Annotated in this window: 20 protein-coding genes; 13 read left to right on the plus strand and 7 right to left on the minus strand. The window is 57.9% G+C overall.

Going from position 1 to position 21,132, the window contains the following annotated elements; translation table 11 throughout:
- Nucleotides 1-3: 3 nt before the first annotated feature.
- Nucleotides 4-963: a Fe2+-enterobactin ABC transporter substrate-binding protein gene (gene fepB, locus INT84_RS01795; protein ID WP_370529628.1), complete on the minus strand. Its 960-nt coding sequence runs from the start codon at nt 961-963 to the stop codon at nt 4-6.
- A 180-nt stretch (nt 964-1,143) separates the two neighbouring features.
- Here fepB and entC point away from each other — a divergent pair, with 180 nt between their 5' ends.
- The 7 genes from entC (at nt 1,144) to INT84_RS01830 (ending at nt 8,532) form a co-directional block, all read left to right on the plus strand.
- Nucleotides 1,144-2,319, plus strand: a complete 1,176-nt coding sequence (entC, locus tag INT84_RS01800; RefSeq protein WP_194205405.1) for an isochorismate synthase EntC — start codon at nt 1,144-1,146, stop codon at nt 2,317-2,319.
- Between the two features lie 9 nt (nt 2,320-2,328).
- Complete coding sequence (gene entE / locus INT84_RS01805; RefSeq protein ID WP_194206089.1) at nt 2,329-3,939, plus strand: (2,3-dihydroxybenzoyl)adenylate synthase EntE; 1,611 nt, start codon at nt 2,329-2,331, stop codon at nt 3,937-3,939.
- Nucleotides 3,940-3,952: 13 nt separating this feature from the next.
- The gene (locus INT84_RS01810; protein ID WP_194205406.1) at nt 3,953-4,810 is read left to right on the plus strand and encodes an isochorismatase; all 858 of its coding nucleotides are present in this window, start codon (nt 3,953-3,955) and stop codon (nt 4,808-4,810) included.
- A complete protein-coding gene (gene entA, locus INT84_RS01815) occupies nt 4,810-5,565 on the plus strand; it encodes a 2,3-dihydro-2,3-dihydroxybenzoate dehydrogenase EntA (protein WP_194206090.1) in 756 nt (251 codons plus the stop codon). The genes INT84_RS01810 and entA overlap by 1 nt, the downstream gene beginning before the upstream one ends.
- A 2-nt stretch (nt 5,566-5,567) precedes the next feature.
- Complete coding sequence (entH, locus tag INT84_RS01820; protein WP_194205407.1) at nt 5,568-5,981, plus strand: proofreading thioesterase EntH; 414 nt, start codon at nt 5,568-5,570, stop codon at nt 5,979-5,981.
- Between the two features lie 190 nt (nt 5,982-6,171).
- Nucleotides 6,172-8,277, plus strand: a complete 2,106-nt coding sequence (cstA, locus tag INT84_RS01825) for a pyruvate/proton symporter CstA (RefSeq protein WP_194205408.1) — start codon at nt 6,172-6,174, stop codon at nt 8,275-8,277.
- A 57-nt stretch (nt 8,278-8,334) separates the two neighbouring features.
- Nucleotides 8,335-8,532, plus strand: coding sequence for a YbdD/YjiX family protein (locus INT84_RS01830; protein WP_176919712.1), 198 nt, complete (start codon nt 8,335-8,337; stop codon nt 8,530-8,532).
- Here the strand turns inward: INT84_RS01830 and INT84_RS01835 are convergent.
- From INT84_RS01835 to INT84_RS01845, 3 genes are all read right to left on the minus strand, one after another.
- Complete coding sequence (locus tag INT84_RS01835) at nt 8,529-8,924, minus strand: helix-turn-helix domain-containing protein (protein ID WP_194205409.1); 396 nt, start codon at nt 8,922-8,924, stop codon at nt 8,529-8,531. The two genes, INT84_RS01830 and INT84_RS01835, sit on opposite strands and share 4 nt — an antisense overlap.
- Nucleotides 8,905-9,201, minus strand: coding sequence for a type II toxin-antitoxin system RelE/ParE family toxin (locus tag INT84_RS01840; protein ID WP_194205410.1), 297 nt, complete (start codon nt 9,199-9,201; stop codon nt 8,905-8,907). Before INT84_RS01840 ends, INT84_RS01835 begins: the two co-directional genes overlap by 20 nt.
- A gap of 182 nt (nt 9,202-9,383) precedes the next feature.
- A complete protein-coding gene (locus INT84_RS01845; protein ID WP_194205411.1) occupies nt 9,384-10,472 on the minus strand; it encodes an oxidoreductase in 1,089 nt (362 codons plus the stop codon).
- A 163-nt stretch (nt 10,473-10,635) separates the two neighbouring features.
- Between INT84_RS01845 and INT84_RS01850 the strand changes: the two genes are divergently transcribed.
- The 4 genes from INT84_RS01850 to INT84_RS01865 all read left to right on the plus strand — a co-directional run bounded on the left by INT84_RS01850 (nt 10,636) and on the right by INT84_RS01865 (nt 15,541).
- A complete protein-coding gene (locus INT84_RS01850) occupies nt 10,636-12,138 on the plus strand; it encodes a sugar ABC transporter ATP-binding protein (protein ID WP_194205412.1) in 1,503 nt (500 codons plus the stop codon).
- Entirely contained in the window at nt 12,135-13,130 is a 996-nt protein-coding gene (locus INT84_RS01855; RefSeq protein ID WP_194205413.1) for an ABC transporter permease, read from the plus strand. Before INT84_RS01850 ends, INT84_RS01855 begins: the two co-directional genes overlap by 4 nt.
- A 21-nt stretch (nt 13,131-13,151) precedes the next feature.
- The gene (locus tag INT84_RS01860; RefSeq protein ID WP_194205414.1) at nt 13,152-14,216 is read left to right on the plus strand and encodes a sugar ABC transporter substrate-binding protein; all 1,065 of its coding nucleotides are present in this window, start codon (nt 13,152-13,154) and stop codon (nt 14,214-14,216) included.
- Nucleotides 14,217-14,296: 80 nt separating this feature from the next.
- Nucleotides 14,297-15,541 (plus strand): LVIVD repeat-containing protein, encoded by a 1,245-nt coding sequence (locus INT84_RS01865; RefSeq protein ID WP_194205415.1) that lies wholly within the window; start codon nt 14,297-14,299, stop codon nt 15,539-15,541.
- A gap of 51 nt (nt 15,542-15,592) precedes the next feature.
- Here INT84_RS01865 and mtnK read toward each other — a convergent pair whose 3' ends face one another.
- A complete protein-coding gene (mtnK, locus tag INT84_RS01870) occupies nt 15,593-16,792 on the minus strand; it encodes an S-methyl-5-thioribose kinase (protein WP_194205416.1) in 1,200 nt (399 codons plus the stop codon).
- Between the two features lie 105 nt (nt 16,793-16,897).
- Here mtnK and mtnA point away from each other — a divergent pair, with 105 nt between their 5' ends.
- Nucleotides 16,898-17,923, plus strand: a complete 1,026-nt coding sequence (gene mtnA, locus INT84_RS01875) for an S-methyl-5-thioribose-1-phosphate isomerase (RefSeq protein ID WP_194205417.1) — start codon at nt 16,898-16,900, stop codon at nt 17,921-17,923.
- 109 nt (nt 17,924-18,032) lie between these two features.
- Nucleotides 18,033-19,193, plus strand: a complete 1,161-nt coding sequence (locus INT84_RS01880) for a pyridoxal phosphate-dependent aminotransferase (protein ID WP_194205418.1) — start codon at nt 18,033-18,035, stop codon at nt 19,191-19,193.
- On the opposite strand, the gene INT84_RS01885 is transcribed toward INT84_RS01880, so the two are convergent.
- Nucleotides 19,194-19,820, minus strand: a complete 627-nt coding sequence (locus tag INT84_RS01885; RefSeq protein WP_194205419.1) for a ParB/RepB/Spo0J family partition protein — start codon at nt 19,818-19,820, stop codon at nt 19,194-19,196.
- Nucleotides 19,805-21,028, minus strand: a complete 1,224-nt coding sequence (locus tag INT84_RS01890; protein WP_194205420.1) for a phosphoadenosine phosphosulfate reductase — start codon at nt 21,026-21,028, stop codon at nt 19,805-19,807. Before INT84_RS01890 ends, INT84_RS01885 begins: the two co-directional genes overlap by 16 nt.
- Nucleotides 21,029-21,132: the final 104 nt, after the last annotated feature.

Here is a 21,132-nt window from a genome sequence, read left to right on the forward strand (position 1 = left end):
CGCTTATTTGAACTGTGACGCCAGACGTTGCAGTACCAGCATCGCGCTGTAGTAATCAAGGCGGAAGGTCTCGGTGCCCAGCGCCCAGACCTGTTTATGTTGCACCGCAGGCAGGTGGGAAAGCAGCGGATTGGCGTAAATCGCGTCGGCGTCCTTCTGGTCGCCGGCAAAGAGGAACAGCGACTGGCCGTTAAGGCCCGCCGCCAGATTTTCGCCGCCGAGCTGGATTATGTCGTGACGTTTGCCCTGACTCTGGCTGGTGTGCAGCCCGGCTGGCAGCGTCGCCAGCGTAAAGCCGAGCTGTTGCAGGAGCTTGCCCTGCGCCGAGTCGGCGGTCCACAGATTCGCGCTGTGGGCCGCAGCAGTATACACCAGCGCGCTGACCGGCTGCGGCGGCAGTTTCATCTGCTGCTTCACGGTCGCAAGCTGGCGATCGAACTCGGCAATACGGGCGGCGGCCTGTTTTTCCTGGCCGGTGATCTGGCCCAGTTCGGTTAACAGCGCCTGCCAGCTTTTATCGTCGTAATTAATGACCAGCGTCGGGGCAATCGCCGAGAGCTGGTCGTAAAGTGCCAGCGCGGAGTCGCCGCCGGTGGCGCTAATCAGGATCAGGTCCGGCATTTGCGCCGCCACCGCTTCGGCGCTGGGTTCGCCGATGTACAGGCGCGCGAGCTGGCGTTGTTTTGCCACCTCGCCCCACTGGCGTAAAAAGCCCTGGGCGTCGGCGACGCGGTTATTCGGGGTGGTCGCCCCGCTGGCGATCACCGGCGCATCAATCGCCAGCAGGGAACCGGTGAGGGTGACGCTGGTAGAGACAATGCGCAGCGGCTTGTGATCGAGCGTCTGTGTACCACGGCTGTCGGCGATCTGCCGCGGCCAGTCAGCCGCCAGCGCTGAGGTTACTCCGAAAAGAAAAAGGCACAGCATCAGCAGCGCGTCGCGTCGCAAAGAGAGAAAATTCACGGACCGGTATCCTGTTTTATTGTGGTGAATGCTTCTCATTTTCAGCTTTGCCTCACGCGGATGCAAGCCTTACCCGCACAAGATGCTATCCCCGGCGGTTGACACAGGGCAGTTTTGCTTTTAGGTTAGCGAGCCAAAATATAATGATAATTATTATCTTTATCGTTTTTGGAGAGGAATATGGAAACGTCACTGGCTGAAGAGCTTCAGCAGGCAAAGGCGACGCTAAGCGCCGATCGCTTTCTTTTTATGTCGCCGTTCCGCAGTTTCACGACGACCGGCTGTTTTGCGCGGGTGAGCGAGCCCGCCGAAGGGGGAGACCTTGCGCACAGCGCATTCCAGCAGGCGCTGACGGAGGCGTTCGCCCGGGCAAAAGCGGCAGGAATCGAAAAACCGGTGATGGTCGGTGCGATCCCGTTTGATACCACCCAGCCCAGCGAACTGTTTATTCCCGAGCGCCATGAGACCTTCTCCCGCAAAGAGAAACAGCACTCCGCACGCTACGCTGCCCAGCAGCCGCCGCTGAATATCACCGCGCGCCGTGAGATCCCACAGCAGGATGAGTTTATGGCGATGGTCGCCCGCGCTGCCGCGCTGACCGCCACGCCAGAGGTTGATAAGGTCGTCTTATCCCGCCTGATTGAGATTGCCACCGACGCGCCGGTTAACAGCGGCGAATTACTGGAGCGTCTGATTGCCCAGAATCCGGCCAGCTATAACTTCCATCTACCGCTCAGCGACGGCGGCGTCTTGCTCGGTGCCAGCCCGGAACTGCTGTTGCGTAAAGAAGGCACCCAGTTTAACTCGCTGCCGCTGGCCGGTTCAGCGCGACGCCAGCCGGATGACGTGCTGGATCGCGAAGCGGGCAATAAGCTGCTGGCCTCGGAAAAAGATCGCCACGAGCACGATCTGGTGACCCAGGCGATGAAAGCCGTGCTGGCACCGCGCAGCCGCCATTTAACGCTGCCGGAATCGCCCCAGCTGATCACTACGCCAACGTTATGGCATCTGGGCACGCCGATAACCGGCGAGTGTGACGCGCAGGAAAACGCGCTGTCGCTGGCCTGCCTGCTGCATCCGACGCCAGCGCTGAGCGGTTTCCCGCATCAGGTCGCGAAGAAACTGATCGCCGAACTGGAGCCGTTTAACCGCGAACTGTTTGGCGGCATCGTCGGCTGGTGTGACGATGAAGGTAACGGCGAGTGGGTGGTAACGATTCGCTGCGCCCGGCTGTATCAGAATCAAATCCGGTTATTTGCCGGCGCGGGGATTGTGCCCGCATCGTCTCCCGTCGCGGAGTGGCGAGAAACCGGCACCAAGCTTTCTACGATGCTGAACGTCTTTGGCTTACAGTGAGGAACGATGATGAGCATTCCTTTTACCCGCTGGCCTGACGATTTAGCCCGACGCTATCGTGAAAAAGGCTACTGGCAGGATCTGCCCTTGACCGACATTCTGACCCGCCATGCGCAGAGCGATAAGATTGCGGTCATTGATGGTGAGCGCCATGTCAGCTATCGCGAGCTTCATCAGGCTTCGGATAATCTGGCCGCCGCATTACAGCGTCAGGGGATTAAGCCTGGAGAGACCGCGCTGGTACAGCTTGGCAACGTGGTCGAACTCTATATTACCTTTTTCGCATTGCTGAAGCTGGGCGTCGCGCCGGTGATGGCGTTGTTCAGCCATCAGCGCTCGGAACTGAACGCCTACGCTGCGCAAATCGAACCGGCGCTGATTGTGGCCGACCGCGAGCACGCGCTGTTTGCCAGCGATGCGTTTCTGAATCAGTTTGTGGCCGAATGCCACTCAGTCCGGGTGGTGCTGTTACGTCATCATCAGGGCGAACACGATCTTGGCGCGGCGATAGCGCAACCGGCAGACGATTTTATCGCCACGCCGTCACCGGCTGACGAGGTGGCGTATTTCCAGCTCTCCGGCGGTACGACCGGCACGCCGAAACTGATCCCGCGTACCCATAACGACTATTACTACAGCGTGCGGCGCAGTAATGAAATCTGTCAATTTAGCGAACGAACACGCTTTTTATGCGCGCTTCCGGCGGCGCATAACTACGCCATCAGCTCACCCGGCGCGCTCGGCGTATTTCTGGCGCAAGGGACCGTGGTGCTGGCCGCCGATCCCAGCGCTACGCTCTGTTTCCCGCTGATTGAAAAGCATCGCATCACGGTGGCACCGCTGGTGCCGCCTGCGGTGAGCCTGTGGTTACAGGCGTTACAGGAAGATGGCAGTAAGGCCCAGCTCGCCTCGCTGGAGCTGCTCCAGGTCGGCGGGGCGCGCCTGCCCGCGACGCTTGCCGCGCGCATTGTGCAGGAGATTGGCTGCCAGCTTCAGCAGGTTTTCGGCATGGCGGAAGGGCTGGTCAACTATACCCGACTGGACGATCCGTTGGATCGCATTCTCAATACCCAGGGCCGCCCGATGTGCCCGGACGATGAAGTGTGGGTCGCGGATGCCGACGGCAATCCGCTACCGCGCGGCGAAGTGGGACGCCTGATGACCCGCGGCCCGTATACCTTCCGTGGCTATTTTAAAAGCCCTGAGCACAATGCCAGCGCCTTTGATGAGAATGGCTTCTACTGCTCCGGCGATCTGATTGCGATTGATGAGCAGGGCTATATCACCGTGCAGGGGCGGGAAAAAGATCAGATCAACCGCGGCGGTGAAAAAATCGCTGCCGAAGAGATCGAGAACCTGCTGCTGCGCCACGAGTCGGTGATCCAGGCCGCGCTGGTCAGTATGGAAGATGAGCTGATGGGCGAAAAAAGCTGCGCGTGGCTGGTGGTTAACGCGCCGCTGCGCGCGGTACAGGTCCGCCGTTTCCTGCGCGAGCAGGGCGTTGCCGAATACAAACTGCCGGATCGCGTGGAGTGCGTAGAAGCGCTGCCGCTCACGCCGGTCGGTAAAGTGGATAAAAAACAGTTGCGTCAATGGCTGGCGTCCCGTTCGCCGGTCTGAAGGAGAGAAAGTCATGGCCATTCCAAAACTACAGGCGTACGCGCTGCCCACCGCCAGCGATATGCCGGATAACAAAGTCAACTGGACCGTTGATCCCGCGCGGGCGGCGCTGCTGATCCACGATATGCAGGATTATTTCATCAGTTTCTGGGGCAATAACTGCCCGATGATGGAGCTGGTCGTCGCCAATATCGCCGCTCTGCGCCAGTACTGCAAACAGCACAATATTCCGGTGTACTACACCGCCCAGCCGAAAGAGCAGAGCGATGAAGATCGCGCGCTGCTCAATGACATGTGGGGGCCGGGGCTGACCCGTTCGCCGGAGCAGCAAAAAATTGTCGACGCGCTGGCCCCGGATGAAAGCGATACCGTGCTGGTGAAGTGGCGCTACAGCGCATTTCATCGCTCGCCGCTGGAGGCGCAGCTTAAGGCCACGGGGCGCAACCAGCTGATCATCACCGGCGTCTATGCTCACATCGGCTGCATGACCACCGCCACCGACGCCTTTATGCGTGATATTCAGCCGTTTATGGTCGCCGACGCGCTGGCTGATTTCAGCCGCGAGGAACACCTGATGGCGCTGAACTACGTTGCAGGCCGCTCGGGACGCGTGGTCATGACCGAAGAACTGTTGCCTGCGCCGGTGCCGAAAAGCAAGGAGGCGCTGCGGGCGCTGATCCTGCCGCTGCTGGATGAATCCGATGAACCGCTGGATGATGAAAACCTGATCGACTACGGGCTGGATTCGGTACGCATGATGGCGCTGGCGGCCCGCTGGCGGAAAGTGCACGGCGACATTGATTTTGTGATGCTGGCGAAAAACCCGACCCTGGATGCCTGGTGGACACTGCTCTCCCGCGAGGTGAAGTGATGCCCGGTTTTGACTTTCGCGGTAAAACGGTGTGGGTGACCGGAGCAGGCAAAGGCATTGGTTATGCCACGGCGCAGGCATTTGTAGAGGCGGGCGCGACGGTGACTGGCTTCGATGTGGCCTTTACGCAGCACGACTATGCTTTCGCCACCGAAACGCTGGACGTGGCGGATGCCGCGCAGGTCGCCGAGGTATGTCAGCGTCTGCTGGCCGCTTGCGAGCGGCTGGACGTGCTGGTCAACGCGGCGGGCATTTTGCGCATGGGGCCTACGGACGGTCTCAGCCTTGAGGACTGGCAGCAGACCTTTGCCGTTAACGTCGGCGGCGCGTTTAACCTGTTTCAGCAGACCATGCCACAGTTTCGTCGTCAGCAGGGCGGGGCGATTGTCACCGTGGCGTCCGACGCGGGGCACACGCCGCGCATCGGCATGAGTGCCTACGGCGCGTCTAAAGCCGCCCTGAAAAGCCTGGCGCTGACGGTGGGGCTGGAACTGGCGGCAAGCGGCGTGCGCTGTAACCTGGTGTCGCCGGGGTCTACCGATACCGACATGCAGCGCACGCTGTGGGTCAGCGACGACGCGGAACAGCAGCGCATTCGCGGTTTTGGCGAGCAGTTTAAGCTCGGCATTCCGCTGGGCAAGATCGCCCGTCCACAGGAGATTGCCAACACCATTCTGTTTCTTGCCTCCGATCTCGCCAGCCATATCACGCTCCAGGATATTGTGGTGGACGGCGGTTCAACGCTGGGAGCCTGAAGATGATCTGGAAACGCCATTTGACCCTGGATGAACTCAACGCCACCAGCCTGAACACCATGGTAGCGCATCTGGGGATCGTTTATACCCGTCTCGGCGATGATACGCTGGAGGCCGACATGCCGGTGGATGTCCGCACCCATCAGCCGTTCGGCCTGCTGCACGGCGGTGCCTCGGCGGCGCTGGCGGAAACGCTGGGATCGATGGCCGGTTATCTGATGACCCGCGACGGTCAGTGTGTGGTGGGGATGGAACTCAACGCCTCCCATCACCGCGCGGTATCGCAGGGGAAAGTGCGCGGCGTCTGCCAGCCGTTGCACCTCGGTCGTCAGAATCAGAGCTGGGAGATTGTGGTATTTGACGAGCAGGGAAGGCGATGCTGCACTTGCCGTTTGAGTACGGCGGTGCTGGGGTAACGGTGGCTTCTGCGAAGATAACACCCTCACCCGTTTCACTCCTTTGCCGCCCTAAAGTGATCCCGTTAACATTGTCATGTAAATAAACGGTTTTAGCTCAGATCTCCAGTGTTTCACAGTTGTTAAATCCTGCCGAATGCTCTAGAAACAAAATGTAACATCTCTCTGGCTGAGGCAGCGGAACACAACTATGAACAATTCAGGGAAATACCTCATATGGGCAGTGCTCTCTATTGTGGGCGCATTTGCTCTGGGCTTCATTGCCCTCAATCGTGGTGAACAGATTAACGCGCTGTGGATTGTGGTCGCGTCCGTATGCATTTATCTCATCGCCTATCGGTTCTACGGGCTTTTTATCGCCCGCAAAGTGCTGGCGGTAGATCCGACGCGCATGACCCCCGCCGTGCGTTATAACGACGGGCTGGATTATGTGCCAACCGACAAAAAGGTGCTGTTCGGCCACCATTTCGCGGCGATTGCAGGCGCGGGTCCGCTGGTCGGTCCGGTGCTGGCGGCGCAGATGGGTTACCTGCCGGGGATGATTTGGATACTGGCGGGCGTGGTGCTGGCGGGGGCGGTACAGGACTTTATGGTGCTGTTCGTCTCCACCCGCCGCGACGGGCGTTCGCTGGGCGAGCTGGTGAAAGAGGAGATGGGCGCGACGGCGGGAATTATCGCGCTGGTGGCCTGCTTTATGATCATGGTGATCATCCTCGCCGTGCTGGCGATGATTGTGGTCAAGGCACTGACCCACAGTCCGTGGGGGACGTATACCGTCGCCTTTACCATTCCGCTGGCGCTGTTTATGGGGATTTATATCCGCTATCTGCGCCCCGGCCGGATTGGTGAAGTCTCGGTCATCGGGCTGTTTTTCCTGATTTTCGCCATCATTTCCGGCGGCTGGGTAGCGGAAAGCGCAACCTGGGCACCGTATTTTGACTTTACCGGGATCCAGTTAACCTGGATGCTGGTGGGCTACGGATTTGTGGCGGCGGTGCTGCCGGTCTGGCTGCTGCTGGCCCCGCGCGATTATCTCTCTACTTTCCTCAAAATCGGCACCATCATCGGTCTGGCGATCGGTATTCTGATCATGCGTCCGACGCTGACCATGCCTGCCATGACCAAATTTATTGATGGCACCGGGCCTGTGTGGACGGGGAATCTCTTCCCGTTCCTGTTTATCACTATCGCCTGCGGTGCGGTCTCCGGCTTCCATGCGTTGATCTCCTCCGGCACCACGCCGAAGATGTTGGCGAATGAGGGGCAGGCCTGCTTTATCGGTTACGGCGGTATGCTGATGGAGTCCTTCGTAGCCATCATGGCGCTGGTCTCGGCGTGTATCATCGATCCGGGCGTTTACTTTGCGATGAACAGCCCGATGGCGGTGCTGGCACCGGCGGGTACGGCGGATGTGGTGGCTTCTGCCGCGCAGGTAGTGACTAGCTGGGGCTTTAGCATTACTCCGGAAACGCTGGCGCATATTGCTAACGAGGTCGGCGAGCAGTCCATTATCTCCAGGGCTGGCGGCGCACCGACGCTGGCGGTAGGGATGGCCTATATCCTGCACGGCGCGCTCGGTGGCCTGATGGATGTCTCCTTCTGGTATCACTTCGCCATTCTGTTTGAGGCGCTGTTTATTCTCACAGCGGTGGATGCCGGGACCCGCGCGGCGCGCTTTATGCTTCAGGATCTGCTGGGCGTGATGGCTCCCGGCCTCAAGCGTACCGACTCGCTGCCAGCCAACCTGCTGGCGACGGCGCTGTGCGTGCTGGCGTGGGGATATTTCCTCCATCAGGGCGTGGTCGATCCGCTGGGCGGCATCAATACCCTGTGGCCGCTGTTTGGTATTGCCAATCAGATGCTGGCGGGGATGGCGCTGATGCTGTGCGCGGTGGTTCTGTTCAAGATGAAGCGTCAGCGTTACGCCTGGGTGGCGCTGGTACCTACCGCGTGGCTGCTGATTTGTACCCTGACCGCCGGGTGGCAGAAATCCTTCAGCCCGGATGCGAAAGTCGGCTTCCTTGCCATCGCCAATAAGTTCCAGGCGATGATAGACAGCGGCAATATTCCGTCGCAGTATACGGAGTCCCAGCTGGCGCAACTGGTGTTTAACAACCGTCTTGACGCGGGGCTGACCATCTTCTTTATGGTAGTGGTCGTGGTGCTGGCACTCTTCTCCATCAAAACCGCGCTGGCGGCGCTGAGGCAGAATGGGGTGACGGCAAAAGAAACGCCGTACCAGCCGATGCCGGATAACCTGGACCAGATCGTCGCGCAGTCAAAAGGCGCGCACTAATTACTCTCTGAAGAGTCCCTCCCTCAACCGGGGGAGGGATGACGTTATGGAGCAGCTATGTTTGATACCCTTTCTAAAGCGGGAAAATATCTGGGGCAGGCGGCAAAAATGATGATCGGGGTGCCGGATTATGACAACTACGTTGAACATATCCGCATCACCCATCCGGATCAGACGCCGATGACCTATGAAGAATTTTTCCGCGAACGCCAGGACGCGCGCTACGGCGGTAAAGGTGGCATGAAGTGCTGTTAAATACGCAGGCTGATTTGCTCCTGGGTACAGCCATAGAGCGCGGCCAGCTTTTCGCGGGTGCGCTTTTGCGGTCGGGAATCCGGTGATTCAAGCTGAGAAACCGCGGACTGGCTGATCCCCAGCTTTTCCGCCACCTCCTGCTGTGACAGACCTCTATAAATACGCCAGGCGGCCTGTAAGCTCACTTTCTCGTCGCACATCACGGCGATGATTTCGTCGGGAATACCGACGTCGTCATATTCATCCTGTTCGCACGGAATATCTTCCCAGCCTTCCGCCTCGCTTGCTGTTTCGAACTCCGCCATTTGCAGGCGCATTTGGAAAAAGACGTCATACGGGATCACCACATACTGCGGGTTCCCTTTTTCGTCTTTAATATATTGAATTCCCATAGGGTGCACACTCCTCATGCAAATAAGTGGTGGATGTTCTGCGCTTAACCGCCACGATGTAGCAGATATCGCACAACTCGCCTTGCAGCATATAGATGACGCGGTAATCCCCCACACGCAGCCGATAATGGTCTTTGGGCACCGACAGCTTTTTGACGTCCAGCCTTAACGTATCGGGATCGCCGATATCGTATAGCGCCTGCCTGATCCTGCGACGGTACCGCTCATCAATCTGATAAAACCGCTTTGACGCACTCCTTGACCACACAAACTTCATTTCGACCTCCACTGTACGCTCTGTCTGAATATAAGTAAATAATAAGATAATTAGATTTTTACATTATCTTATATCGGACACCATAGAGCGGATCGGCAGACACGAAAAGCGGCAACATCAGGGATTACGAGCAGGATCGCAAATGCCTCTGTCAGGCGACAGAGGCGTGCAAAAAAGGTGGATTAACGGCCGAAAAATTCGACTTTTTCGATGGCGGCGCGCAGGGTTTCCGCGGTCAGGTTGACTGGCAGGAAGTGAATGGATTCTACCGGGCGCAGCGTGTGGGCAATCACCCGGTCCAGCTCTTCGCGATTGTTGATGTCCACCTCCAGCTCGGCCAGACGGGTGGGCAGATGAAAACGATGATACGCGGCATTAAGCTGCGCCAGCACGTCGTCCTGACCAAGCAGCGCGCTCTGCACCAGAATGCCGTAAGCGACTTTGGTGCCGTGAAGGAATTTCTCGGTTTGCGGCAGTACCGTCAGGCCATTATGCACCGAGTGCGCCGCGGCGACGCGGGTATAGCGCTCGCCCAGGCCGCCCACCATGCCTCCGCCTGCGATAATTGCATCTACCACATCACGAAAATCCTGGGTCAGTTCGCCGCGCTGCTGATCGGCCAGCGCCTGCTCGCTTTGCGCCAGCAGCACGTCGCGGATCGCCAGCGCGCCGTTAATGCCCAGACGTACTGTGAGCGGCAATTCCTCCGGCTGCGGGGCCAGCACCACCGCTTCATACCATTTCGCCAGCGTGTCGCCAATGCCCGCCAGCAGATACTCCGCCGGGGCGTTGAGGATAATCTGTGGTTCTACCAGCACGAGAAAATTGGCATCGTCAAAAATTTCAAAATGCAGCGCCTGACCGGCATCGTTGTACCACACCGAAAGCGGCGTCCAGGCCGCGCAGGTGGCGGCGATGGTGGGGATCGCCACAAACGGCAGGCCGAGACGACGCGCCAGCGCTTTGGCGGTATCCAGCAATGCACCGCCGCCGATGCCAATAATGACCGCGCGATCGTCGCCTGCGGTTTGTGCCAGTTGGGCCACGTCCGTTTCGCTACAGTGGCCGGTAAACAGGCAGCGTTTTGCGCCGGGAGCGTCAAAAGCCTCGGGCAGAAAAGGACGCGCGCCAGCAATGGCCCGTTCGCCGTAAATCCAGAACGCGCGTGAAAGTTGCTCATCGCTGTAGAAATCAGCCAGCCGCGCGAGGCTGCCGCGGTGGGAAAAATAGTTAGCGGGGCCGGGAACGACGCGAATATCAGTGCTGCTCATGAGTGTTGTCCTTATGCGTAATCGCTAACCTGATGTTATGTCTGGACATCCGGATGGCTAATAATATTTTGTTTTATGTTATGCCTTTTCTGTCGTTGCCAGTCAAGGTGTTCGCAGGAAATATACGCTAAATCAAAACATTAATAACGGGGAGCCGCAGCCGATGAAAGCCAATCGCCTTGAGATGCGTGGGATCGGGCTGGCCTTTGCGGGGGTTAAGGCCCTCAACCAGGTGAATTTCACCCTGACAGGCGGCTCGGTACATGCCTTAACCGGTGCCAACGGCGCGGGGAAATCAACGCTGATGGCGGTGCTGTCGGGCACCTGGGACCATTATGAAGGCGAGATTGCCATCAATAATTCGGTGGTGACTATTCGCTCGCCGCTGGACGCCAAACGGCTCGGTATTCATCTGGTGCAGCAGGAGGTGGACGTGGCGCTGATCCCCGGCCTGAGTATTGCGGAAAATATTATGCTCGATGCGCTGGCCGAGCCGGGTCATCGCTACCGCTGGGGTGAGATCCGCCGTCAGGCACGCGCCGCACTGGCGCAGCTTGATGTGGCGATGGACGTGCGGCGGGCTATTGAGAGCTGCTCGCTGGCGGAGAAACAGCAAATCCTGCTGGCGCGGGCACTCTCTCATCACTGCCGTTTTTTGATCCTTGATGAGCCGACCGCACCGCTGGATCGCCATGAAAGCGAGCGCCTTTTTACCGTGGTGCGCCGTTTGCAGCAACAGAGGATTGCGGTGGTGTTTATCTCGCACCGTATCCATGAACTGAAAGCCATCTGTGACACCCTTACCGTGCTGCGCGACGGCAAGCTGATTGAAAGCGGCCCCATGGCAACACTGAGCGCGGAAGCTATCGTCGAGAAAATGCTCGGTCATGAACTCAGCGATATTTACCCGCCGCGCCGTCCGCCGTGCGACGATCGGGTACTGCTGAGCGTTGATGGCCTGCATGATGCGACCCTGCTGAAAGATATTTCGCTGCGCCTGCGCCAGGGGGAAATCCTCGGCATCGCCGGGCTGGCGGGGGCGGGAAAAACCGAGCTGTGTAAGGCGCTGTTCGGCGCGACGAAAAGCCGCAGCGAACGGGGCGAACTGAACGGCCAGCCGTGGCGTCCGCGCGATCCGGCGGACTCGGTCGCGCGCGGGCTGGCGCTGGTGCCGGAAGAACGGCGCAAAGAGGGCATCTTTGTTGATGAGTCTGTCGCCATGAATCTGGCGGTCAGCGCCGATAACAGCTTTTCACGCTGGAGCCTGTTCGGACATCGGCAGGCGTGGCGCTGGGCGCAGGAGACCATCGCCCGCGTCGGCGTCAGAACCACCGGACCGGGGCAGCATCTGCGACGCTTATCCGGTGGTAACCAGCAAAAAGTCGCCATCGGCAAATGGCTGCGCGGCAACGCCAGCGTACTGATTTTTGACGAGCCGACCAAAGGCGTGGACGTTAAAGCCAAAACGGATCTTTTTCAGTTGATAGATGGCCTGGCGCGGGAAGGTCGCGGCGTGATTTACGCCTCGGGCGAATTTAGCGAACTGGTCGGGCTGTGCGATCGGATTTGCGTGCTCTGGGACGGGCGCATCGTGGCGGAAATTCAGGGCGAGGATGCCCGCGAAGAGACACTTCTCTATTACTCGACCGGAGGAACGGCGGCGTGAGCAAAGCCCTTTCAGTAAACGCGACGGCATCACCCCGTCAGCAATTTTTCGATTTTCTCTATAAATGGGGCATGCTGCTGACCGTGGTGGCACTGATCGCCATCTTTGGTCTGGCATCGGATAATTTTCTCGATCCCTTCAACATCATCAACATTCTGCGCTCAATTGCGATTGTCACGGTGATCGCGATTGGCGTCTCGATCTCGCTCACCGTCGGCGGGTTCGATCTCTCGGTCGGCTCGACGGCATCGCTGGCAAACTCATTGGTGATCTCGCTGTTTGTCTGGCACGGCTTCGGCTCCACCGGGGCGATCCTGCTGACGCTGGCGCTTTGCCTGCTGGTCGGGCTGTTTAACGCCTTTCTGATTGTGGTGCTGCGCATTCCCGATATGCTCGCCACCCTCGGCAGCCTGTTTGTGATCCAGGGCGTAGCGATGACCTACAGCTACGGCGGCTCCATCACCGAAAACATGGTGCTGCCGAGCGGCGAAATGGCAGAGGGGACCATCCCGGCGGCGTTTAGCCTGCTCGGGCAGGTGCCGACCATTGTGATCATTATGCTGGTGGTTACTGTGCTGGCGCAGCTCGGCCTGTCGCTCACCACCCACGGGCGGCGGATGTACGCCATCGGCGGCAATGCCGAGGCGGCGCGCCTGTCGGGAATTCGTACCACTCGCTATAAAGTGGCGGCGTACCTTATTGCTTCTTTACTCGCGGGGCAGGGCGGCATTCTGCTGGCCTCACGCATCGGCTCTTCACAGGTGAATGCTGGCGGCGGCTATCTGATGGATGCCGTGGCCGCCGCGTGGATAGGTTTTTCGCTGGCTGGCTCCGGTAAGCCCAATGCGCTGGGCACGCTGGTCGGGGCGGTGATTCTGGGCGTGCTTTCCAACGGGCTGGTGATGCTCTCCGTACCGTATTACGCCATGGACATTATTAAGGGGCTGGTGCTGGCTGGCGCTCTTGCTTTGACTTACTTCCAGCGACGTTAATCATTCAGGGGAAACAGAGAAATGAAAAAAATGACGCTTTCACTGCTGGCGCTCAGTTTAGTCAGCGCAATTCCGGGGTATGCCGCCACGCCTGCGCCGGTTCCTGCGGCCATCGCTGAGCATCAGGGGCCGATCCGTATTGCGGTGATCCGCAATCTGGGATCGGATGACAATACCACCCAGTTTGTTTCCGGGGCGATCCTTGAAGGTAAAAAGCTGGGCTTTAAGGTCAGCACCTTTCTCAGCAACGGCGACGACGCCAAATTCCAGGACTTTGTAAATCAGGCGATTAGCCAGAAGTATGACGGCATTATTCTCTCGCAGGGGCGCGATCCTTACGCTACCGCGCTGGTCAAAAAGGCGGTTGAGGCCGGGATTAAAGTCTCTGTCTTTGATACCGCGGTGAACGGCGACATTCCTGGCGTGACGGTCACTCAGCAGGACGACGCCTCGCTGACGAATTTGTCGTTTGGTCAACTGGTTAAGGACTTCAACGGCAAAGCCAATATTATCAAGCTGTGGGTCGCGGGCTTCCCGCCGATGGAGCGTCGTCAGGCAGCCTATAAGGAACTGTTGAAACAGAATCCGGGGATTAAAGAGCTGGAGTCTATCGGTGCGGTTTCATCCGACGTGCAGGGCGACACGGCGAATAAGGTCGGCGCGGTGCTGGCGAAGTATCCGAAAGGACAAATCGACGCCATCTGGGGCACCTGGGATGCCTTCAGTCAGGGGGCGTATAAAGCGCTGAAAGAGAACGGACGCACCGAAATCAAACTCTACAGCATTGATATCTCCAATCAGGACCTTCAACTGATGCGCGAAGCGGGCAGCCCGTGGAAAGTCAGCGTGGCGGTCGATCCGAAACTGATTGGCGCGACGAATGTGCGCTTGATCGCCAATAAGATTGCCGGTGAGCAGACGCCTGCCACTTATGATTTTAAAGCGGCGACAATTCCGCAGGCGCTGCTGGCAAGCCAGCCGGGGGCGGTAAACGTGGCGGGCCTGGGTAAAATCATTCCGGGCTGGGGTCAGACTCAGGACTTTATTGCACCGTGGTTTGCCACGCTGGAAGCGAAGAATAAATAACGCTTACCGCGCGGATTGGTTGGTCGGATGAATTTACAGGCCGGATAAGGCGAAGCCGCCATCCGGCAGAAGGAGGGAATATGGCGAATGATTTACCCACCCCCGATTACAGCCGCAATATGCGGCTGATCGGCCATAGCGATCAGGGCGGGCGTCCCGACGGCGTGCAGCTGATGGTACACCGCGGTTATGCCTATATTGGTCATATGGTGTCGCAGGGATTTTCGGTAGTCGACGTGCGCGATGCGAAAAACCCCAAAGCGGTTGGCTATGTTCCCGCGCCGCCGGGCACCTGGAATGTGCATCTTCAGGCGCATGACGATCTGCTGCTGGTGATTAACGCCCGCGATCTGTTCGCCGATGCCCGCTTTGCTGATGAGAAAGTCTACTACACCCGCCAGGTGGGCGAGACGGTCAGCGATGTGCAGGACAAAGGCTGGAGTGCCGGGCTGCGCGTGTTTGATATTTCCGTGCCCGATAAACCTCGCGAGATTGGCTTCCTGTCGCTTAACGGGATCGGCATTCATCGCATCTGGTACGTCGGTGGGCGCTGGGCCTATGTGTCGGCGCTGATCGACGGCTTTACCGACTATATTTTCCTCACCATCGATCTGGCCGATCCGCGGAAACCGGAAGTGGCCGGGCGCTGGTGGTTACCGGGCATGAACCCCGCAGCAGGCGAGAAACCGACGTGGCCCGAGGGAAAACGCTACGCTCTGCATCATGCGATTATTGCCGGAGATACCGCCTACGGAAGCTGGCGCGACGGCGGTCTGACGCTGCTGGATGTGAAAGATCGCACGCAGCCGAAGCTCATCAGCCACCGCAACTGGAGTCCGCCGTTTGGCGGCGGTACCCATACCGCCTTGCCGCTGCCGGACCGGGATCTGCTGGTGGTGCTGGACGAAGCGGTGCTGGATAATCAGGAGGATGGCGAAAAGCTGATCTGGCTGTTTGATATCCGTGAACCGTCGAATCCGGTGAGTATCTCCACCTTCCCGCAGCCGAAAGAAGCGGATTATGTGGCGAAGGGCGCGCATTTCGGACCGCATAACCTGCACGAAAATCGCCCCGGCAGTTTTATCAGTTCGACGCTGATTTTTGCCACGTATCAGAATGCGGGCGTGCGCGCGTATGATATTTCGGACCCGTATCGCCCGGTGGAAACGGGGGCGCTGGTGCCTGCTGCGCCAGCGAAGATGATGGATACGCGGCCCGGCAGACCGCGGGTAATTCAGTCCTGTGATGTGTTTGTGGATGCACAGGGGATTATTTACAGTACCGATTATAACGGCGGACTGTCGGTGATTGAGTACCGGGGGTAAACCATCCTCTCCCTGAGGGAGAGGGACCTGTCCAGCATCCAGGGTGAGCCATCAGCTGTATTGCCTTACCCGCGCAATCAACGCTTCCACGTTCTCAATTCGATCGGCAATCACGATGAGCGCCTTGCCGAGGGTAATAGCGTGACGCAGGCAGGCGTGGCGCATTTCCTCATCGGGAATGGTGTCAATGTCCGCCACGTGGGAAAGCCCCACGCTGCGGCGAATCAACTCCGTGCCACAGAACCCCACCGCATCGTGCCAGATTTTTTGCAGGAACTGCGAGACATAGCCGGGGTAGCCCAGCGCGTCGTCACGGCTTTTCGCCACCGCCAGCGCCTGAAAACGTTCGGCAAAGGTCGTCCATACCTCGCGGATATCCACCAGCCGCTGTTCGCGGGCGGCGGCGGCATCGCGAATGCCCAGGTGCCCCGGCGCGCCGCAGAAGTTGAGCAGCAAATTGCCGATGGCCGTACCGACGTCAAAACCGATGGGGCCGAAGAAACCGAACTCAGCGTCTATTGCTTTCAGGCTGCCTTCGGCGACAAAAATGGAGCCGCTATGGATATCACCATGCAGCAGCGCCTCGGCGTGGGAGAAAAAACGGTGCTTCAGGGCGGCGACCGCAAGCTTAAGCGCTGCATCATCGCGCAGCGCGGCCACGTTCTGCTCAAGTTCTGGCGGGTAATTATTCCGCTCGTGAACCTGATAAGGATCGTTAAAGAATAGATCCTCGGTGATCTCACACATTTCAGGGTTAACGAAATTCGCTACCTGCGCTTTTTTATGGTGAGGATGCAGCCAGAAATCGCTGGTATGAAACAGCGTTTGCGCCAGATATTCGCCCAGTTGACGGGGAGCCTGCGGGTAATTTACCCCTTTAATAAGCTCCCCACGCCAGATGCGATGGTCGGAGAGATCTTCCATCACCATCACCGCAAGTTCAGGGTCGAAATGCACAATATTTACCGTGTGCTGCGGACAGTGCTGATAATGCTCGCGCAGCGTCTGCGCCTCCAGCCGGGCGCGGTCAAGAGTTAGCGGCCAGGACTCACCCACGCAGCGCACGTAGGGCAGCGCCTGCTTCACAATAATGCGGCTCACGCCCTGCGCATCAAAGATCTTAAAGACCAGATTAAGGTTGCCGTCGCCCACTTCCTGCGCCCCGACCAGCGCTGACGGGTTTGCCAGCCCGCCAAATTCCTGCGCATACGCTACGGCGTCTCCGGCGCTGAACGTTCGATATTGCGACATTGCCTTACTCCTTCACTCTTTTTGATTAAAGCCATTCAGACGTCTATACATCTGGAATTCATCCTGACACAATGTGATACATCAACGCAACAGGGATTTAACGAGATGCAGACACTACAGACGACCAGCCTGCGGGTGAGCCAGAATCAGCTTTTTATCCTCGACCAGCAGGCGCTGCCGCAGAAGAAAATCTGGCTGCCTGCCGACAATGTGGGTGAGCTGGTGGGGCATATTCACGCCCTTCGGGTGCGCGGTGCGCCGCTAATCGGGCTGTCTGCCAGCCTGCTGTTAGCGCTGCTGGCAGAGCGCGGAGCAGGGCGAGAGGAACTGGCGGTGGCGCTGGAGAGATTACGCGCATCGCGCCCGACGGCGGTTAACCTGATGAACAATCTTGACCGTATGAAAGGGGCGCTGGCGCAGGCCGATTTTGTTCCGGCGCTGGTCGCCGAAGCGGAACGTCTGGTTGCTGAAGACAAACAGCTCTGCGAACGTATTGCCGATGCCGGAAGTGCCCTGGTGAAGCCGGGCAGCCGGATACTGACCCATTGCAACACCGGCGGGCTGGCAACGGCGGGTGTGGGGACCGCGCTGGGGGTTATCGCCCGCGCGCACCACCAGGGGAACATCGCCAATGTCTGGGTGGATGAGACGCGTCCGCTGCTCCAGGGCGGGCGACTGACGGCGTGGGAGCTGGGCGAACTGGGTATACCTTATCAGCTGATTACCGATTCGATGGCCGCCAGTCTGATGGCGAAAGGCCAGGTGGATGCGGTGTGGGTCGGGGCAGATCGCATCGCCGCGAATGGCGACGTGGCAAATAAAATCGGCACCTATTCCCTGGCGGTGCTGGCGACGTTTCACGGCATTCCCTTTTATGTGGCTGCGCCGCACACCACGCTGGACTGGCAGTGTCCGCACGGCGACGCCATCCCTATTGAGCAGCGGGCGGCCAGCGAAGTGAGTGGCGTGGCGGGCACTTTTGGTGCCGTGCAGTGGGCACCGCACGATGCGCAGGTTTACAATCCGGCTTTTGATGTTACGCCAGCCGCGCTGATCAGCGGCTGGGTGCTGGATACAGGCGTTGTCTCGCCGCAGACGGTGGCAGAGGGCATCTTCGCGCCAGGCCGCTAGTATCGGCTGAGTTATTATAAGGCAATTTGGACGTCTAAGCGTCTTGATTGCCAAATGCATTGAGCGTGTTATAGTGATTTTAACCGTCTCAAGTCAATGGATAGAAACAATGAGTAGCCGCCCTTTGATCCCACAAAGTAAATTGCCCACTCTCGGCACGACCATCTTTACGCAAATGAGCGCCCTGGCGCAGCAGCATCAGGCCATCAACCTGTCGCAGGGTTTCCCTGATTTTGACGGTCCGCGTTATTTGCAGGAGCGGCTGGCATACCATGTTTCGCAGGGGGCTAACCAGTATGCCCCGATGACCGGCGCGCAGGCGCTGCGAGAAGCGATTGCTGATAAAACCGCGGAACTTTACGGGCATCGCCCGGATGTGAACAGCGATATCACGATCACCGCCGGGGCGACCGAGGCGCTGTACGCGGCGATCACCGCGCTGGTACGCGAAGGGGATGAAGTGATTTGCTTTGACCCCAGCTACGACAGCTATGCCCCCGCCGTTGAACTGTCCGGTGGCGTACTGAAACGCGTGGCGCTTCAGCCACCGCATTTTCGCGTTGACTGGCAGGCGTTTGCCGCGTTGCTCAGCGATCGTACCCGGTTAGTGATCCTCAACTCGCCGCATAATCCTTCCGCGACCGTCTGGCGCAAAGATGACTTCAACGCGCTGTGGCAGGCGATTGAGGATCGCGAAATTTACGTGTTGAGCGACGAAGTCTACGAGCACATATGTTTTGCACAGGAAGGGCATGCCAGCGTGCTGGCGCATCCGCAACTGCGGGAGCGTGCGATTGCCGTGTCGTCATTTGGTAAAACCTACCATATGACCGGCTGGAAGATTGGGTACTGCGTGGCCCCGGCGGCGATCGGCGCGGAACTGCGCAAAGTGCATCAGTATTTAACCTTTGCTGTTAACACCCCGGCGCAACTGGCCCTGGCGGATATGCTGCGTGCCGAGCCGCAGCATTATCGCGAGTTGCCTGCGTTTTATCGCCAGCGGCGGGATCTGTTTATTAGCGCGCTAAGCGCCAGCCGACTGGAGATCTTGCCCTGCGAAGGTACCTATTTCCTGCTCGCTGATTACAGCGCGATTTCCGATCTGGATGATGTGAGCTTCTGCCAGTGGCTGACGAAAAACGCGGGCGTCGCGGCGATCCCGCTATCGGTATTTTGCGCTGATCCTTTCCCGCATAAGCTGATTCGCCTGTGCTTTGCGAAACAGGAATCGACGCTGCTGGCCGCTGCCGAACGGCTGTGCAAACTGTAGTTATTTAACAGTCCAGCCTTCGGAGTACTGACGGCCGCTGAACAGTTCCAGCAGGCCGTTAATCTGTTTTAAGCGCAGGACTTCGTCGGCATCCATTCCCAGCTCCTTGCCTATTTTTATGTCCTCCCATCCCAGCTGTACCAGTTCGCGGACAATCTCAGACATGGCGTTAATTTGATGGCGGCCACGGGCGCGATTATGACGAATGGTGGAGGCCATCTGTGAAGAGCGCCGGTCAGGTCTCTCTTTCAGGGTCGCCACGGGCACGTAGCCTTTCAGTTTTCGTGCCAGCGAACTTTTATGTTGCGCCAGCTGTTGACGATGAAAACCATCGACAATTTCATACCTGCCCCAGTTGTTTTCAGCGACGACGACGGGCTGGGTAAAACCATCGGCTTCCAGTGAACGGAAAAGCAGCCGGTTTTCGGGCGGCGCTACATTATTAGGATTATAGTTATTAGGCGCGAGCCTCTCATGTTTTACCCATAATACACAATCGACAGGGTTGTCACTAAAAGGACTAAATTCGTGTAACACCCGGCGGAAATTATTGATTGCCTCAATACGCTCAGCCTCTGGCAACTTATCAAGGTAGGCTGCCAGTACTAACATTATTCGCTGTTGCATAATATGTTCCACTCCTTGCGTTTATTTTTTATCCGTTCATTGTAGCGCTGGTAGTGCCCTGGTTTATTCGGGCTAAAAGAGAGCATCCGGCACCAGTAATCGTTATTGAGTAAAACCTTACATATACGTCGCCAGGATGGAATATCTTTTGAACCGATATCACCAGGTTGGGTATCAGGAATATCCATAATTCCCCTTTTTTGATACCAGTGTAAATAAACGGCAATTTTGTTACGGTAATGCTCGGCCGTTTTCTGCGGCATACTGTCGAGTAAAAAGAGCGCATAGCTCTTCCACGTATGGTTAGCGGGTTTCATTAACTGGCGATGGCCGTAAAATTTGCTGTCCTGCCCGGCATAGACACCGCCGCTATGAACGCCGCTCACCCGTTCGCACATCAGGCCCCAACGCTCCGGCTCCAGCACATGATACAACCATAGTCCCTGGCGCTGCTCCGGGCCAAAAGGCTCACAAATACGCATATAGCGCGGCGGTACCCCCGCCTGAAACATAAGATTGTAGAGCGGGTTATATGGCTGATGGCTTTTGGCAAACCACGTCCAGATATCGGCTGTTTTCCAGTCGTATATCGGATAGACATACCACGCATGTGCGCCGGGCGCGAGTGTGGTCCAGGGTTTATCATCCGAAAAGCGATGCTTACGCCGGGACGCAATCGACAGAAAACGATTATAAGATTCGTCGGCGCGGATGCCAACCATGACAGCGGCGGGGCGCTTTTGCGAGAACCATTCGGCAAATTCCTGAACGAAAACCTCGAACGTCATACCTTGTTTATAAAACGGGAAGAAATTGTGGGCGGTGATCGCGTATTCCGGCGGTTGCCTGACCCATTCGACCCCCGGCTCCCAGCATTGCCATTCAGGCGTGAATTGCGAAAGCGAATTTTGTGTGGTCAGCGGTAAAGCAACCCAATAAAACGTGTCGATGACATCGCTGTAGTAATCATGCAGACGTTCACAATGCGCGATGGTGCAAGAAAATTGTGCTTCCCAGTCAATAAACAGGACGCTGATTTTTTTCCCTGATTCGCGAGCAAGCTGGGCGGTAAGGTGAAGCATTAAGGTTGAATCCTTGCCACCCGAAAAAGAAACGCATACGCGAGGGAAATTTTCCAGCGTCCACCGGATACGTTCCCGGCTGGCTTCCAGAACATTCTGGACCAGAGGAAATTTATGCAGAGACATTTTTCTACCGCTTTGAAGGGTTGAATTAGATTAGCAGAGCTTATAAATAATCTGCGTTAAATAGCAAGAGGATTATCACGCATCTTTTTACGTTAGTAAAATAT

The organism is Superficieibacter sp. 1612_C1 (assembly GCF_015234305.1).
Lineage (GTDB): Bacteria > Pseudomonadota > Gammaproteobacteria > Enterobacterales > Enterobacteriaceae > Superficieibacter.

What these genes read in the sequence shown, in the direction of transcription:
- entC (WP_194205405.1), top strand. Translation starts at nt 1,144, where the DNA reads ATGGAAACGTCACTGGCTGAAGAGCTTCAGCAGGCAAAGGCGACGCTA.
- entE (WP_194206089.1), top strand. Translation starts at nt 2,329, where the DNA reads ATGAGCATTCCTTTTACCCGCTGGCCTGACGATTTAGCCCGACGCTAT.
- INT84_RS01810 (WP_194205406.1), top strand. Translation starts at nt 3,953, where the DNA reads ATGGCCATTCCAAAACTACAGGCGTACGCGCTGCCCACCGCCAGCGAT.
- entA (WP_194206090.1), top strand. Translation starts at nt 4,810, where the DNA reads ATGCCCGGTTTTGACTTTCGCGGTAAAACGGTGTGGGTGACCGGAGCA.
- entH (WP_194205407.1), top strand. Translation starts at nt 5,568, where the DNA reads ATGATCTGGAAACGCCATTTGACCCTGGATGAACTCAACGCCACCAGC.
- cstA (WP_194205408.1), top strand. Translation starts at nt 6,172, where the DNA reads ATGAACAATTCAGGGAAATACCTCATATGGGCAGTGCTCTCTATTGTG.
- INT84_RS01830 (WP_176919712.1), top strand. Translation starts at nt 8,335, where the DNA reads ATGTTTGATACCCTTTCTAAAGCGGGAAAATATCTGGGGCAGGCGGCA.
- INT84_RS01835 (WP_194205409.1), bottom strand. Translation starts at nt 8,924, where the DNA reads ATGGGAATTCAATATATTAAAGACGAAAAAGGGAACCCGCAGTATGTG.
- INT84_RS01840 (WP_194205410.1), bottom strand. Translation starts at nt 9,201, where the DNA reads ATGAAGTTTGTGTGGTCAAGGAGTGCGTCAAAGCGGTTTTATCAGATT.
- INT84_RS01845 (WP_194205411.1), bottom strand. Translation starts at nt 10,472, where the DNA reads ATGAGCAGCACTGATATTCGCGTCGTTCCCGGCCCCGCTAACTATTTT.
- INT84_RS01850 (WP_194205412.1), top strand. Translation starts at nt 10,636, where the DNA reads ATGAAAGCCAATCGCCTTGAGATGCGTGGGATCGGGCTGGCCTTTGCG.
- INT84_RS01860 (WP_194205414.1), top strand. Translation starts at nt 13,152, where the DNA reads ATGAAAAAAATGACGCTTTCACTGCTGGCGCTCAGTTTAGTCAGCGCA.
- INT84_RS01865 (WP_194205415.1), top strand. Translation starts at nt 14,297, where the DNA reads ATGGCGAATGATTTACCCACCCCCGATTACAGCCGCAATATGCGGCTG.
- mtnK (WP_194205416.1), bottom strand. Translation starts at nt 16,792, where the DNA reads ATGTCGCAATATCGAACGTTCAGCGCCGGAGACGCCGTAGCGTATGCG.
- mtnA (WP_194205417.1), top strand. Translation starts at nt 16,898, where the DNA reads ATGCAGACACTACAGACGACCAGCCTGCGGGTGAGCCAGAATCAGCTT.
- INT84_RS01880 (WP_194205418.1), top strand. Translation starts at nt 18,033, where the DNA reads ATGAGTAGCCGCCCTTTGATCCCACAAAGTAAATTGCCCACTCTCGGC.
- INT84_RS01885 (WP_194205419.1), bottom strand. Translation starts at nt 19,820, where the DNA reads ATGCAACAGCGAATAATGTTAGTACTGGCAGCCTACCTTGATAAGTTG.
- INT84_RS01890 (WP_194205420.1), bottom strand. Translation starts at nt 21,028, where the DNA reads ATGTCTCTGCATAAATTTCCTCTGGTCCAGAATGTTCTGGAAGCCAGC.